The organism is Brachybacterium sp. NBEC-018 (assembly GCF_024860185.1).
GTDB classification, from domain to species: Bacteria; Actinomycetota; Actinomycetes; order Actinomycetales; family Dermabacteraceae; genus Brachybacterium; species Brachybacterium rhamnosum.
Genome location: NZ_CP100650.1, coordinates 17,032 through 31,212 on the forward strand (window position 1 = coordinate 17,032; position 14,181 = coordinate 31,212).

Genomic DNA, 14,181 nt, shown 5'->3' on the forward strand with positions numbered 1-14,181 from the left:
TCGACGCGTGCCCTCCTCCTCAGATCCGGTCCCGGCCTCAGGCGCAGCGGAGAACGAGCCGCTCGACGTGCGCGCGGCGGCCGGCTACGCCGTCGCGGTGCTCGCGCTCGCGGCGATGGGCCTGGTCAACCAGCCGTTCCTGCGGCCCGACGATCCCTGGTCGCTCGGCGTCTCGCTGCCGCTCATGCTCGTCGCGGCCGCGAGCACCCTGTGGCGGCGGCGTGCGCCGGCGGTGACGCTCGCCGTGGGCGCGCCGCTCGTGGTCGCCGAGCTCCTGGGCGGCGGGCAGATGTCCGCGTACGTGCTGCTCTTCGAGGCGCTGTGGTGCCCCGTCGTCCACGGCCGGCTGCGCCTCGCCCACGTCACGACGCTCGCCGCGGCCGCCGTGGGCGGGGTGCTGATCCTCGCGGCGGGGCTGCTCGTGCGGGACCTCGAGGCGCTGCTGGGGGTGTCGGTCGTGCTCTCCATGGTGGTGCTCGTGCCGCTGCTGTGGGGGTGGGAGGTGCGCCATCACCGCGAGGCGCGCGCCACCGCGGAGTCCCTCGCCTCCCTCGAGCACGAGCTCGCCGCCGAGCGCGCGGCCCTCGCCGTGGAGTCCGAGCGCCGGCGCATCGCCCACGACCTGCACGACGTCATCGCCGGTCACCTCAGCGCCGTCTCCCTGCACACCTCCCTCGCCGCGGGCCTCCCGGACGCGGCCTCGCGCGAGCGCTCGCTGCGCACGGCCCGGGACTCCTCCCGCGCGGCCCTGCGGGACCTGCGCTCGATGATCGGCGTGCTCACCGCGGAGGAGGGCGCCGCCCCCACCGCGACCCTCTCCTGGGGATCCCTCGGCGAGCGCCTGCGCGGCGGACTGCCCGGGGCGGAGGTCCGGATCGACCCGGCGCTCGACGCCGCCGCAGCGGGGGACGCCGCCGCGCCCGGGTCCCCGGGGATCGAGCCCGCCGCGCAGGCCGCGCTGCTGCGGATCGGCGCGGAGGCGGTCACGAACGCGGTGCGGCACGGCGCCGCGCCGGCCTCCCTCACCGTCGCCCTCGACGGGGAGGACCTCCTGCTCGCCCTCGACAACGCGATCCCACCGGGAGCGCCGGAACCCCGGGCCGACGGGGTGGGGCGCACCGCGATCACCGCGCGCGCCGGGGCCGTGGGCGGTGAGGCCCGCAGCGCGCCCGATCCGTCGACCCCCACCCGCTGGAGCGTCCGCGCCCGGCTCCCCGCGACCGGAAGGATCCCCGCATGAGCACCGCCCCCTCGCCCGGTCCTGTCCCGGTGCCCGGCACGGCCGGCCCGATCCGCGTCGTCGTCGCGGAGGACCATCCCGCCGTGCGCTCCGGCCTCGTCGCGCTGCTCTCGAGCGCACCGGACGTGGAGGTCGTGGCGGAGGCGGCCGACGGCCCCGCCGCCCTCGCGGCCGCCCGCGAGCACCGACCCGACGTGGTGCTCACCGACGTGCGGATGCCGGGGGCGACGGGCATCGAGGTGACCCCGCAGCTGCGCCAGACCGGCGCGAGCGTGCTGGTGATCTCCGGGTTCGACCTCGACGAGTTCGTGCTCGGCGCGCTCGCCGCGGGGGCCGACGGCTACCTCGTGAAGTCGGAGGAGCCCGCTGCGATCCTCGCCGCCGTGCGCGCGGTGCACCGGGGCGACGCGGTCCTCTCCCCCGCCGCGACCCGCGCCATCGTCGCCGCGCTGCGCGAGCCGGCCGCGGGCCCCGCGCAGGCCGCCGTCGGCGCCCCCGCGCTCGCGGGACCGCCGCCGCAGTTCACGCCGCGCGAGGAGGAGGTGCTCGGGGCCGTCGCCCGCGGGCTCAGCAACCAGCAGATCGCGGAGGAGCTGTTCGTCGAGATCACGACGGTGAAGTCCCATCTCACGCACGCGATGCGGAAGCTCGGCCTCGACTCGCGGGTGCAGGCGGCGCTGTGGTGGCACCGGCACCGCGGCTGAGCAGGGGCCCGCGGATCAGGCGGCGGGGCGGAGCCTCCACAGCGAGGTGACCTCGCGCGAGCGGGCGGCGTGCAGCGGGTCCAGCTCGTCCTGCGAGCGCGGGTGCCGCGGCGCCGTCTCCTCCCGGCCCACGACCTGCAGACCCGACGCCTCGATCCTCCGCTCGAGCTCGCCGCGGCCGCGCAGGTGCAGGTGCTCGGCGAGATCGGAGAGCACGAGCCAGCCCTCGCCGCCGGGGCTCAGGTGATCGGCGAGACCGGCGAGGAAGCGCCCCAGCATCGCGGAGTCGGCGTCGTAGATCCCCAGCTCGAGCGGGGAGGTCGGCTCCCCCGGCAGCCACGGCGGGTTGCAGACCACGAGATCCGCCCGCCCCTCGGGGAAGAGATCCGCCTCGAGCACCTCGACCCGGTCCGTGAGCTCGAGGTGCTCGACGTTCTCCTTCGCGCACTCCACGGCGCGCGGGTTGATGTCCGTCGCGACGACGCGGGCGGCGCCCCGGCGGGCGAGCACCGCGGCGAGAACGCCGGTCCCGGTGCCGAGGTCGAAGGCGGTCAGGCCCGTCTCCCGCGGCAGCGGGGCGCGGGCCACGAGGTCCACGTACTCCGAGCGGGAGGGGGAGAACACGCCGTGGCGGGGGTGCACGCGGGCGCCCAGCGCGGGGACCGGCACACCCTGCACGTGCCACTGCCAGGCGCTCAGCACCCCCTGCAGCTCGTTGAGCGCGACGAGGCTCGGCTCGCCGAGGTCCCCGTAGGCCTCGCGGCAGGCCTCCGCGGTGTCCGGGGCGCGGCGCAGGTCCAGCCGCAGCTCCTCGTCCAGGAGCACCACGAGCCCGGAGAGCACGAGGGAGCGCTGCGCCCGGTCCTCGCGGTGCGCGCGGAACCGGCTGGCGAGGTCGATGTGCGCGGGGACGGTGCCGTGGTCCATGCGCCGGCTCACGGCCTTCAGCAGCTGCCGGGCACCGGGGAAGTCGCCCCGCCACAGCAGCCCTTCCCCCGCGCGCAGCCGGCGCAGGGCCGCGTTCGCGGTGATCGCGTCGTCCACGACGGTGAGGCGCTTCGGGGCGGGCGCACCGTTCTCGGAGTGCCAGCGCGCGGTGCGCTCCGTGCCGTGCTCGGTCCAGCGGACCATCGTCATCGAGAGCTCCTGGGATTCTGCGAGGGCGGGCCCGACGGGGAGCGTCCTCGCGACGGGACCGTCCCATCGGGACCCCCAGTGTCCCAGGTCCCCGACTCCTATCCTGGCCGGATGAGCCATGTGGTGCTGATGTGCGGCGCGGCGGGCGCCGGGAAGTCCACCGCCGCCCGGGAGCTCGAGGCGCGCGGCATGCTGCGGCTGTCCGTGGACGTGGAGGCCTGGGAGCGGGGCCTGCGCCGCATGCCGCTGCCCGATGACGTGGGCCAGGAGATCGTCGCGGACCTGCAGCGACGCCTGCTCGCGGCGGTCGCGGCGGGGCGCGACGTGGTCGTGGACCTCTCCTTCTGGTCGCGGGCGATGCGGGAGGAGTGGCGGGCGCTGCTCGCCCCCACCGACGCCACGGTCGAGATCCTCCATGTCGTCACCGATCGGGGCACGGCGCTCGCCCGGCTCCGCGAGCGCGCGGGCGCCCATGCGGACGACTTCGCGCTCCCGCCCGGCCTCGCCGAGCAGTACCACGAGAACTTCGAGCCGCCCGGGCCGGACGAGGGACCGGTGACGGTGCTGCGCACGGACGGCGAGGGGCGCCGGGGCTGATCCTGCCGGGCGGGCCACGCGCGCTGCACCCGTCGGCCCGTCGTCGGCACCGCCCGACGGCCCCGCGCGTCGGCCCGTCGGCCCTGCCCGTGTTGCGGCGCCCGTTCCGGCAATTCCTGCAACCACGGGCCCGTTCCCACGTGCGCGTTGCAGGTTTCGCCGGGCACCCCGCAGGACCGTGGACAGCGCTTCCCCGGTCGCCCTATGCTCCGGCCACCGCCAGCGACCGATGACGTTCGAAGGAGCCCACCATGCCCGTCCTCTCCCCCGCCGCCCCGGCCCGCGTCGCGCCGCGGGCCCGGCACCCGTTCGCCGCGGCCCCGCGCTGCACGACCGCACGGACGCCGCTGCTCCGCGCCGGATCGGGCACCGGCGCCGCACGCCACGGCCTCGGCGGCCCTCGCCGGCGCACCCTGCTCGCCGGGGGTCTCGCCTCCTCGCTCCTGCTCGCCGCGTGCGGCCCCTCGGCCCGGAGCGCGAGCACCTCGAACGAGGTCGTGCTCACCTTCTGGGGGCCCACCTTCTACCAGGACTTCACGGGCGAGATGGTGGACGCGTACCGCGCCGAGCACGCCGACGCGGAGGTCACCCTCACGCCCTCCGAATGGGACGGCTACTGGGACAAGCTCGCCACCCAGGTCGCCGGCGGCACCCCGCCGGACGTCATCAACATGGACGGCAAGTACCTCGCCGAGTACACCGGGCGCGGGATCCTCGCCGATCTCGAGGCGCTCGAGGGGCTCGACCTCTCCGGCATCGACGCGGCGGATCTCGACAACGGCCGCGTGGACGGCGTGCTCACCGGCCTCTCCACGGGCTCCAACGCCGGGGTGGTCGCCGCGAACCCCGCCGTCTTCGAGGCCGCCGGCGTGGACCTGCCCGACGACTCCACCTGGACCTGGGACGACCTCCAGGACATCGCGCGCCGCATCTCCGACGCAGGTGAAGTGACCGGCGTGACCGGCGGCGCGAGCTACGCGGACCTCACGATCTTCCTGCGCCAGAAGGGCGAGGACCTCTGGCAGGCCGACGGGATGGGCTGCAGCGCGGAGTCCCTCACCGCCTGGTACCAGCTCTACCTCGACCTCCAGGAGTCCGGGGCGACGCTCGCCGCGGACGCCGCCGTCGAGGACGCCGGGGCGACCCTCGAGCAGCAGGCGTTCTCCACCGGGAAGGCGGGGATGACCTGGACCTGGACCAACCAGCTGCAGTCCCTGCGCGACGCCGTGGGCAGCGACGACGTGGTCATGCTGCGGCCGCCGTCGCTCGCCGGGAAGGCATCGGAGAACGGCCTGTTCAAGAAGGCGACCATGTACTGGTCCATCGCCGAGGGCTCCACGCACCGGGAGCAGGCCGCCCAGCTCGTCGACTTCCTCGTGAACGACCCCGCGGCCCAGAGGATCCAGCTGCTGAACCGCGGCGTCCCCTCGGACCCGGCGGCCGTCGCGGCGATGGGCGACGCCCTCACCGCGACCGACCAGGACGTCGTCGACTTCCTCACCGCCGTGGGCCCCGAGATCAGCGGCGCCCCGGCCGTGCAGCCGATGGGCACCGCCGATGCGCAGAACACCTTCACCCGCCTCCTCGGCGACGTGCGCTTCGGGGCGATCACCCCGGCCGAGGCCGCCGAGCAGACGCTCAGCGAGGTGAACGGCATGGTCGAGGCGTGATCCCCGGCGCGTGACGGCGCCCGCCCCTGCTCGGCAGGGACGGGCGCCGTCCGTCGTGCGGGGAGGGTCAGGGCGCGTCGGCCGTGACCTCCTCCGGCTGCTTCCGCGTGGCCCGCAGGCTCGCGACCGTCGCGACCGCGACCGTCGCGCCGATGAACAGCAGCGAGAACCAGATCGGGATCTCCGGCACCCACAGCAGCGGCTCGCCGCCGTTGACGAAGGGCAGCTCGTTGACGTGCAGGGCGTGGAACACGAGCTTCACGCCGATGAACGCGAGGATCACCGCAAGGCCCTGCGCGAGGTAGACCAGGCGCTGCAGCAGCCCGCCGAGCATGAAGAACAGCTGGCGCAGGCCCATGAGCGCGAAGGCGTTCGCGGTGAAGACGATGTAGGCCTGGTCGGTGAGGCCGTAGATCGCGGGGATCGAGTCGACCGCGAAGACGAGGTCGATGAAGCCGATCGCGATGATCGCCAGCAGCATCGGGGTCGCGAAGCGCCGGCCGTCCTTCCGGACGCTCAGGCGGTCGCCGTGGTACTCGTCCGTGACCGGCAGGACCCGCTTGACCAGGCGCATGAAGCGGCCGTCGGCCGGATCGGCGTCGTGGTCGCCGAAGGCCTGCCGCCAGGCGAGGACCAGCAGCAGCGCGCCGAAGAGGTAGAAGATCCACGAGAAGTTGCTGATGAGGGTCGCACCCACGGCGATGAACGCGCCGCGCATGACCAGCGCGATGACGATGCCGATCATCAGCACCTTCTGCTGATAGATGCGGGGCACGGCGAAGCCGGTCATGAGGATGAGGAAGACGAAGAGGTTGTCGACGCTGAGCGCCTTCTCCGTGAGGTAGCCGGCGAAGTACTCGCCGCCGAACTGCCAGCCGGAGACGAGGCCGATGCCCACGCCGAACAGCAGCGCGAGGCCGATGTAGAACGCGGACCAGCGGGCGGATTCGCCGATGCCGGGCTCATGGGGCGTGCGCACGTGCACGAGGAACTCGAACGCGAAGAATCCGATGGTGACGGCGATCGTGATCGCCCAGACGAGAGGGGTGATCTCCACAGGGGGCCTCCAGGGACCGGGGGTCGAAGGACGGACGCCAAAGTCTCCTTCGCCCCGAGAACACGGGACCGACGGCCCGGGCCCGCAGGAGCAGGCCGTACTGACGAGCGCGCCGAGGTGAAGTACTCCCTCTGCACGGGCGAGGGTAAGGGGCGCGGCTGGGGACGGGCTGGACGCGGGCCCGCGGGGAGGTGGGGTGATCAGCCCTCGTCCACGAGCGCTGCGATCGCGCGACGGAGGCGCCGGCGGAGGCCCGGCGCGGGCTCGGCGACCTCCGGGGCATCGGGCACTGCGACGTCGGGCGCGGTCGCGGGCGCCTCCGCCTCGGGCGCAGGCGTGCGCTCGGCGAGGCGGAGCCGGAGCTGCTCGGCGCGGCCCTGGGCGGCGTCGGCCGTCCGCTGCGCCGCACGACGTGCGGTGCCGGTGCCGGCCCGGACGACGGGCCCGCCGTTCCACCAGGCGTCGGCCGCAGTCACGCGCCCGTCGCGCACGGCCCGCGCCTCCTGCAGCACCCGCAGCGTCAGCAGCACGAGCGCGGCACCGGCGCCCGCCATCCCGAGGCCGACGGGCCCGCTCACAGCCCCCGCGGTGGTGATGCCGAGCCCGTACAGCCCGGCCGCCGTGAGGAGGTAGCCCGCGGCGTTCGCGGTGCGCACCGGCGAGGCCTCGGCCTTCAGCTCCGCATCGACCGCGATGAGCACGGACACGACGGCGGCCAGGAACACGACGGCGATCACGAGCGCGCGCACCGCCGTCGAGGGATCGGGCACCGCCCGCCCGCCGTCCACGAGCAGGACGATCGCGGCGACGAGCAGGGTGATCACCGCGAGCCCCGCGGAGGTGACCACGACCGCCTGCCCCGTCCCGGTCCCGGGCATTCCCGCGAGCCGGTCGAGCCGCTCGCCCGCCTGCCGCCGCTCCCGCTCCGCGATGCGCAGCAGCGTGGGGTCGTCCCCCGGCTCGATCGTGTGGATGACGACCACGAGGGCGCCGAGCGCCACGAAGACGGGCACGCTCACGAGCAGGGCGCCGCGCAGCTCCGGGGAGCCCACCGCCGCGATCAGCGCGACGGTCATCGCCGGCACGAGCGCGAGCAGCGACAGCGTCGCGATGAGCCCGAGGGCGGTCTTCACACTGGTCTCCGCCTCGGCGTCCCCGAGCACCACCTGGCTGCCGATGATCGCGATGAGGATGCCGAACAGGACCGTCGCGACCACGCCGAGCGCCGTCGCGAGATGGGGGCTCGCAGAGGTGCCGAGCTCCGTCGCCAGACGCTGCAGATCGTCGGTCGCGCCCTCGGAGAGCCCTCCGACCAGCCGCGTCAGCACGAAGAGCGTTCCCGCAGCGACCGCGGCCGTGAGCGCCACCACCGGGCGCGCCGCACCGAGCCAGCTGCGCCGGGCGATCGGCCGGGCCCCCGCGCGCCGTTCCTGGGTCGTCGTCATCGGGTCCCTCCGCCCTCGATCGATCGTCGTCCCCGAGCGTAGCGAGGGACCGTCGGCCGCGTGACCCCCGCCATCACGGGACGCTCCTGACCTTGACCCTGCTCCTGGAGCAGGGTCTGGGATCGGGGCATGCCCCGGAACCGCCGGGCCCGCCGCTCAGGAGACTCCATGGTGCTCGCACGCCGCCCGCTGCAGATCATCCGCGCCCATGCACGCCCCTACCTGTGGGCGAACGTCCTCCTGTACGGGCTCGTGCTCGCCGGCTTCGTGCTGGGGCTCGCGGTGCCGGAGCTCTCCGCCGAGCGGGCGAGCACGATGCAGGAGGACGGCACCACGGACCTCGTCCTGCGGGTGTTCTCGCACTGGTGGCTGTTCGCGGTGACGATCCTGGGCGTCAACGTCATCACGGTGGGTCTGTTCTCGATCGTGCTGCCCTCGCTCGTCATCCCCTTCGCGGGGGTGGCCGTGTTCGCGTACCGGGCCGTGGTGATCGGCGTGACCCTCGCGCCCACGGAGCCGGCCACGTGGATCGCGCTGATCCCGCACTCGCTCACCCTGGTCATCGAGTTCCAGGCGTACGTCCTGCTCGTGCTCGGCGCGTACCTGCTGGGCCGCGGCTGGCTCACCCCCACCTACCTGGGCGCGGGGACCCGCCGCGGGGGTTACGCGCAGGGGCTGCGCATGCTGGGATGGTTGGGCGTCGCCGCACTGGCGCTGCTCGTGATCGGCGCCGTCTACGAGGCCGTGACCCTGCGCTACCTGGTGCCGGTGATGCTGCGCGGCTGACGGGGCCGACGGAACGAGGAGGCGCGATGGCCTGGAGCACGAGCGAGCTCGCGCGGCTCACGGGGACCTCGACCCCCACGATCCGCCACTACCACCGGCTGGGCCTGCTCGCGGAGCCCGAGCGGCGCAGCAACGGCTACAAGCAGTACACGGTCGCGCACCTCGTGCGGGTGCTGCAGGTGCGGCGCCTCGCCGAGCGGGGCGTCCCGCTCGCCCAGGTCGCGACGATCCTGCGGGAGGACGAGGACTCCGCCTTGGCCCTCGAGCAGGTGGACGCCGAGCTCAAGGCATCGATGCGGCGCCTGGCCCGCGCCCGAGCCGAGCTCGCCGCGATCCGCGCGCACCGCGCCCGGGCGGACACCCCCTCCGGCTTCGAGGACCTCGCCGCGGGCCTCAGCGAGCGCCAGCGGTCCCTGCTCACCGTGTTCTCCACCGTCATGGGGGACGCGGCGCTCGCCCAGTTCCGCGACGCGCTCGTGACCGGCAACGACGTGGACGAGGACTTCGAGAACCTCTCCCCGGAGGCGGACGACGCCACGATCGAGGCGCTTGCCCGGCGCATGGCGCCCACGGTGGCGGCGGCGCGCACGGAGCGGCCGCAGCTGAACCGGCCGATGACCGGCTCTCCGCTGGGCGACGAGCAGGGCGCGATGGTGCTCGCCCATGCGATCGCGGAGCTCTACCATCCGGCGCAGCTGCGGGCGCTGCAGCGGGTCGACGAGATCCTCCGGGAGTGACGGCGGGGCCGACGGGGTCAGTGTCGATCGCGTCGGCCCCGTCGGCCGTCCTGTGCCGAGCGGCGCGAGCAAATCTTTTGCAGAACCGCTTGACGCGGACGCAGCACACTGCGAATCTTGTGCACAGCTTCATCTCGCCCCAGCACGCAACGTCGCGTCGGAGGACACCCATGCACAGACGATCCACCCCGCCCCGGAGCACCGGGCGGCCCCCTTCCCCCGCGCTCCCCCGCGCCCTGTCACGGCCCGTCACCCGCCGCGCGCTCGCCGGCCTCGCAGGCGCCTCCGCCGCCGGACTCGCCGGATGCGGGTCCTCGAGCACCGCACGGGACATGAGCACGCTCCAGGTGTGGGGCGGCGTCCCGCCGGAGAACGGCCCGCAGGCGCTCATCGACCGCTACCTCGAGCAGCACCCGGACCGGAAGGTCACCTACACCCGCTTCGTCAACGACGACCGCGGCAACCTCAAGGTCAACACGGCCCTCCAGGGCGGCGTCGACATCGACGTGTACTTCACGTACGACACCTCGAACCTCGCGATGCGCGCCTTCTCCGGTCTCGCGGCGGACCTCGGCCCCCTCGTCCGTTCCACCCCGGAGCTCGCCCCGTTCCTCGACACGGAGGAGCCGAAGGCGCTCATCGACGGGGACACGATCACCGCCCTCGCCACGACCCGTGAGCCGAACCTCCTGCTCCTGAACGAGACGGTGCGCGAGGAGGTGGGCCTCGACCTGCCGCGCGCCTGGGACCTCGAGGAGTATCTCGCGGCGGTGGACGCGCTGAGCGGCCCGGACCGCTACGGCACCTACAAGCTCCCGGATCTCCCCCGCATCGAGCTGGGCCCGAACTACTGGTACGCCGACGGCGGCGGCTCGAACTTCGAGCACCCCTCGTTCCTGCACCACTTCGAGCTCACCGCGCAGCTGATCCGCGAGGGCCGGATCTTCCCGTGGTCCCAGGTGCTCGCCCGCCAGATCGAGGCGTACCAGCAGAACAACTTCATCGGCGGGGACTTCGCGATGTGGGGCACCGCCCCCTTCAGCCTGCGGTTCCTCCATGACCCCGAGGCCTACCCCCACGACTTCCTCACCAGCTGCGCGCCGATGCCGACGGTCGACGGGGCGGACTGGAACAGCGGCGTCTACGGCAACTACATCCAGGTCAGCGCCACGAGCCCGAAGCAGGAGCTCGCTCAGGACTTCGTCGCCTTCTGGCTGCTCGAGGGCGGGGCCGACATGGCCGCCGGCGGGAAGATCCCCACCCTGGACACCGTGGACCCCGACGCGCTGCTCGAGGCGCTGCTCGGCGAGGACAAGGACGACTACTTCGACGTCGACTCCTTCCGACGGGTCCTCTTCGAGGACGACCCGAAGCTGCTCACCGACACCGACCTCACCGCGGTCGCCGAGATCACGCAGACCTACGAGCAGCAGCGGGACGTGTGCTGGCTGCTCGAGCGCACCCCGCAGAAGGCGATCTCGACGATCGCCGCCGACGCCGACGCGCTCATCACGCGCTTCCGGGAGGACTGAGAGATGACGACCGCCTCCCCCACCACCACCACCGGGACCTCTGCGCCCCGCGCGACGACGCGCCGCACCGGCCGCGCTCCGTCGGACCCGAAGCCGCTCGTCGGCTGGCTGTTCATCGCCCCGAACCTCATCGGTGTCGCCCTGTTCACGCTCGTGCCGCTCGTCTCCGTGGTGCTGCTGTCCTTCACCGAGTGGAACCTCGTCTCCGGCATCGACGGGATCCGCTTCCTCGGGATCGACAACTTCGTCTCCGTGCTGCGGGACCCCGTGTTCTGGCGCAGCCTGCTGATCACCGTGGTCTACGCGGGTGCGGCGGTGCCGCTGACTCTCGTGGCGGGCCTCGCCCTCGCCATGGCGCTGAACCGGGACCTGCCCGGGCGCGCCGCGCTGCGCGCCTGCTTCTTCATCCCGTACATCGTCAACGTCGTCGCGATCGGCATGACCTGGATGATGCTGCTGGACCCCGGTGCGGGCCTGCTGAACCAGTTCCTCGGGTTCTTCGGCGCGGAGGCCCTGCCCGGCTGGTTCGCGAGCTCCCGCTGGGCGCTGCCGGCGCTGATCCTCGTGACCGTCTGGGCGCAGGCCGGCTACGCGTGCCTCATCTACCTCTCCGCCCTGCAGGACGCCCCGGTGCAGCTCTACGAGGCCGCCCGGATCGACGGCGCGGGACGGTGGAGGATGTTCCGCTCGATCACCTGGCCCTCCCTGCTCCCCACCACGATCTTCCTGCTCATCACGCTGTTCGTGGGGATCTCGCAGAGCTTCGGGATGATCGCGCTCATCACCAACGGAGGCCCCGGCGCCTCCACGACGACCCTGTCGTTCTACATGTACCAGACCGGTTTCCAGTTCTACCGCTTCGGCTACGCCTCCGCCGTGGGCCTGGTGACGTTCCTCGGAATCTTCGTGCTGATGCTCGTGATGTGGCGGGCCCAGCGAGGGAGGGCTCTCCATGACTGACACCCTGCACCCCCGCGCCGCGGACCTCCCCGCGGCAGGATCGTCGTCCGACGGCCCCCGTCACCCGGCCGGGGACCGTCTCGCCGCCCGGCAGGCCCAGCACGCGCGCCGGCGACGCCTGCAGCGCTGGGCCTGGGGCATCCCGATGTGGATCCTCGCCCTCGCCTTCCTGCTCCCCTTCGCCTGGATGATCTCCACCTCGCTCAAGCCGGACGCCGACGCCTTCGCCGTGCCCATGCGATGGATCCCGCATGACGTGCGCTGGGAGAACTACACCGAGGTGCTGTTCGGGGAGAGCTCGATCCTCCCCGCGTTCGGGAACTCGGTGCTCGTGGCGCTGCTGCGGGTGCTCGGTGAGCTCACGACGGCGACCCTCGCCGGCTACGCCTTCGCGAGGCTGCGGTTCCGCGGCCGGAACCTCGTGTTCGTCGGCTACCTCGCGACCTCCCTCATCCCCGCGCAGCTGCTGCTCGTGCCGCGCTTCGTGTACTTCCAGAAGCTGGGGCTCTACGACTCGCTGTGGGCGCTGATCCTGCCGGGCATGTTCACGGTGCTCGGCACCTTCCTCATGCGGCAGTTCTTCGTGAGCCAGCCCGGCGAGTTCGCCGAGGCCGCCCGCATCGACGGGGCCAACGAGCTCCAGATCTTCTCCCGCATCTACCTGCCGAACGCCCTGCCGATGATCAGCGCGCTCGCGATCCTCACCTTCGTGTGGTCGTGGAACGACTACGAGACGCCGCTGGTGTTCATCTCCTCCCCGGAGTCGTTCACCCTGCCGCTCGCGCTCACCGCCTTCACCGACGAGACGGGGGCGATGGCGCCCGGCATCTCCATGGCCGCGGCGGTCATCTCGATCATCCCGATCCTCGTCGTGTTCCTCATCTTCCAGCGCCGCTTCGTGCAGGCCATGACAGAGAGTGCCCTGAAGTGAACGTCCCCCGCACCGTCTCCGGCGTCGCGCCCGACCTCGCTCAGGTCGCCGACTTCGGCCCGCCCCGCAGCGAGATCGGCGTCGGCGCACTCATGCCGTACAACGGCGCGCTGTACATCGAGAACTACTCCTCGCACCGCGCGGAGTCCGGCACCGGCGTGAGCCTGCGTCGCGTCGGCGGCGACTTCTCCCTGCATCAGGTGCCGGAGGCGATCGGCGTCGACGGCACCTACACCAACCGTCTCGTGCACTACGAGACCGGGCTGCTGGTCATCGGGCCGCACGTGATCGAGCCCGACCACACCGTGCACACCGTCGATGAGCTCGCCGGCCACCGGCTGTGCGGCACCGCCCGGCACCTGACCCGGCCTGACACCCACGTGTACGTGCTGACCATGGAGGGTCTGGTGTTCGAGCTCGAGCTCGCCACCCGCGAGGCGCGGCAGATGTGGGACCTCAACGAGGAGCTCGCCACCGAGGGCGAGTGGAAGGTCCATTACAAGGACTGCTACTCCGCCCACGGTCGGCTCGTCGTCTGCTCGAACGAGTACGGCGAGGACGACTGGGCGGGTCGGCAGGCCCGCGGTCGGCTCGCCGACTTCGACGGCACGCGGTGGCGGATCATCGAGCACAAGCCGTTCACCGCGATCGGAGGCCGCGGCGAGTTCACCGACACGATCTTCGCGACCGGCTGGGACGAGGCCTCGGCGATCCTCGAGGTGTTCACCGCGCGGGACGGCCGCTGGACCCGCTACCGGCTGCCCAAGGCATCCCATACCTTCGACCACAAATGGCAGACGGAGTGGCCGAGGATCCGGGAGACCGAGCACGAGCGACTCCTCGTGGACCACCACGGCATGTTCTACGAGCTCTCGCCGTGGGCCTACGGCGGCAGGATCTGGGGGCTCCGGCCGATCTCCACGCACCTGTGGGTACTCGGCGACTTCTGCTCCTGGAAGGGCATGCTCGTGCTCGGGGCGGACAACGCCTCCCCCAGCCACGGGGTGAACGTGACGACGGCGGAGCCGCAGTCCGGTCTCTGGTTCGGCAAGACGGACGACCTCTGGGGCTTCGGGAAGCCCAGCGGCTGGGGTGGCCCCTGGTGGCGGGCGGAGGTGCGCGCCGGGGAGGCGTCGGATCCCTACCTCATGACCGGCTTCGACCAGAAGTGCCTGCACCTCGAGAACCACGGCGAGCGTGACGTCGGATTCGATGTCGAGGTGGACGTCCACGGCGACGGGCACTTCTCCCGCACCGCGCACGTGGACGTGCCTCCGGGCGAGCTCGTGACCCATGTGTTCGCGCCAGGGTTCAGCGCGCACTGGATCCGGGTCGTCCCCGATTCCGACACGATGGCCTCTGCCCAGCTGTTCTACACGTGAGAG

The 14,181-nt window shown here is 72.9% G+C and carries 13 protein-coding genes; 10 read left to right on the top strand and 3 right to left on the bottom strand.

Features of this window, described 5'->3' with window-relative positions:
• The first annotated feature begins 7 nt into the window (after positions 1–7).
• On the top strand, positions 8–1,240 hold the full coding sequence (locus tag NLU66_RS00075) for a sensor histidine kinase (protein ID WP_259360923.1): 1,233 nt from the start codon (positions 8–10) through the stop codon (positions 1,238–1,240).
• Positions 1,237–1,944, top strand: coding sequence for a response regulator (locus NLU66_RS00080; protein ID WP_259360924.1), 708 nt, complete (start codon positions 1,237–1,239; stop codon positions 1,942–1,944). The genes NLU66_RS00075 and NLU66_RS00080 overlap by 4 nt, the downstream gene beginning before the upstream one ends.
• 15 nt (positions 1,945–1,959) lie before the next feature.
• Here NLU66_RS00080 and NLU66_RS00085 read toward each other — a convergent pair whose 3' ends face one another.
• Positions 1,960–3,081, bottom strand: coding sequence for a class I SAM-dependent methyltransferase (locus tag NLU66_RS00085; protein WP_259360925.1), 1,122 nt, complete (start codon positions 3,079–3,081; stop codon positions 1,960–1,962).
• 111 nt (positions 3,082–3,192) lie between these two features.
• Between NLU66_RS00085 and NLU66_RS00090 the strand changes: the two genes are divergently transcribed.
• Both NLU66_RS00090 and NLU66_RS00095 read left to right on the top strand, forming a co-directional pair.
• Entirely contained in the window at positions 3,193–3,678 is a 486-nt protein-coding gene (locus NLU66_RS00090) for an AAA family ATPase (RefSeq protein WP_259360926.1), read from the top strand.
• 251 nt (positions 3,679–3,929) lie between these two features.
• A complete protein-coding gene (locus tag NLU66_RS00095) occupies positions 3,930–5,348 on the top strand; it encodes an ABC transporter substrate-binding protein (protein WP_259360927.1) in 1,419 nt (472 codons plus the stop codon).
• 67 nt (positions 5,349–5,415) lie between these two features.
• Here the strand turns inward: NLU66_RS00095 and NLU66_RS00100 are convergent, their stop codons facing one another.
• Together NLU66_RS00100 and NLU66_RS00105 are read right to left on the bottom strand one after the other, a co-directional pair.
• Complete coding sequence (locus tag NLU66_RS00100; RefSeq protein ID WP_259360928.1) at positions 5,416–6,405, bottom strand: TerC family protein; 990 nt, start codon at positions 6,403–6,405, stop codon at positions 5,416–5,418.
• 200 nt (positions 6,406–6,605) lie between these two features.
• Positions 6,606–7,850, bottom strand: coding sequence for a hypothetical protein (locus tag NLU66_RS00105; protein ID WP_259360929.1), 1,245 nt, complete (start codon positions 7,848–7,850; stop codon positions 6,606–6,608).
• 168 nt (positions 7,851–8,018) lie between these two features.
• Here NLU66_RS00105 and NLU66_RS00110 point away from each other — a divergent pair, with 168 nt between their 5' ends.
• The 6 genes from NLU66_RS00110 (at position 8,019) to NLU66_RS00135 (ending at position 14,178) form a co-directional block, all read left to right on the top strand.
• Positions 8,019–8,636, top strand: a complete 618-nt coding sequence (locus NLU66_RS00110) for a hypothetical protein (protein WP_259360930.1) — start codon at positions 8,019–8,021, stop codon at positions 8,634–8,636.
• A gap of 26 nt (positions 8,637–8,662) precedes the next feature.
• On the top strand, positions 8,663–9,373 hold the full coding sequence (locus NLU66_RS00115) for a MerR family transcriptional regulator (RefSeq protein ID WP_259360931.1): 711 nt from the start codon (positions 8,663–8,665) through the stop codon (positions 9,371–9,373).
• A gap of 332 nt (positions 9,374–9,705) precedes the next feature.
• A complete protein-coding gene (locus NLU66_RS00120) occupies positions 9,706–10,905 on the top strand; it encodes an ABC transporter substrate-binding protein (protein ID WP_259360932.1) in 1,200 nt (399 codons plus the stop codon).
• A 3-nt stretch (positions 10,906–10,908) separates the two neighbouring features.
• On the top strand, positions 10,909–11,865 hold the full coding sequence (locus NLU66_RS00125; RefSeq protein WP_259360933.1) for a carbohydrate ABC transporter permease: 957 nt from the start codon (positions 10,909–10,911) through the stop codon (positions 11,863–11,865).
• Positions 11,858–12,796, top strand: a complete 939-nt coding sequence (locus tag NLU66_RS00130; RefSeq protein ID WP_259360934.1) for a carbohydrate ABC transporter permease — start codon at positions 11,858–11,860, stop codon at positions 12,794–12,796. Before NLU66_RS00125 ends, NLU66_RS00130 begins: the two co-directional genes overlap by 8 nt.
• Entirely contained in the window at positions 12,793–14,178 is a 1,386-nt protein-coding gene (locus tag NLU66_RS00135) for a hypothetical protein (protein ID WP_259360935.1), read from the top strand. Before NLU66_RS00130 ends, NLU66_RS00135 begins: the two co-directional genes overlap by 4 nt.
• Positions 14,179–14,181: the final 3 nt, after the last annotated feature.

Bases quoted from the DNA above. Each gene is read 5' to 3' on its own strand.
- NLU66_RS00095 (WP_259360927.1), top strand. From the start codon at position 3,930: ATGCCCGTCCTCTCCCCCGCCGCCCCGGCCCGCGTCGCGCCGCGGGCC.
- NLU66_RS00125 (WP_259360933.1), top strand. From the start codon at position 10,909: ATGACGACCGCCTCCCCCACCACCACCACCGGGACCTCTGCGCCCCGC.
- NLU66_RS00110 (WP_259360930.1), top strand. From the start codon at position 8,019: ATGGTGCTCGCACGCCGCCCGCTGCAGATCATCCGCGCCCATGCACGC.
- NLU66_RS00115 (WP_259360931.1), top strand. From the start codon at position 8,663: ATGGCCTGGAGCACGAGCGAGCTCGCGCGGCTCACGGGGACCTCGACC.
- NLU66_RS00120 (WP_259360932.1), top strand. From the start codon at position 9,706: ATGAGCACGCTCCAGGTGTGGGGCGGCGTCCCGCCGGAGAACGGCCCG.
- NLU66_RS00085 (WP_259360925.1), bottom strand. From the start codon at position 3,081: ATGACGATGGTCCGCTGGACCGAGCACGGCACGGAGCGCACCGCGCGC.
- NLU66_RS00080 (WP_259360924.1), top strand. From the start codon at position 1,237: ATGAGCACCGCCCCCTCGCCCGGTCCTGTCCCGGTGCCCGGCACGGCC.
- NLU66_RS00105 (WP_259360929.1), bottom strand. From the start codon at position 7,850: ATGACGACGACCCAGGAACGGCGCGCGGGGGCCCGGCCGATCGCCCGG.
- NLU66_RS00090 (WP_259360926.1), top strand. From the start codon at position 3,193: ATGAGCCATGTGGTGCTGATGTGCGGCGCGGCGGGCGCCGGGAAGTCC.
- NLU66_RS00130 (WP_259360934.1), top strand. From the start codon at position 11,858: ATGACTGACACCCTGCACCCCCGCGCCGCGGACCTCCCCGCGGCAGGA.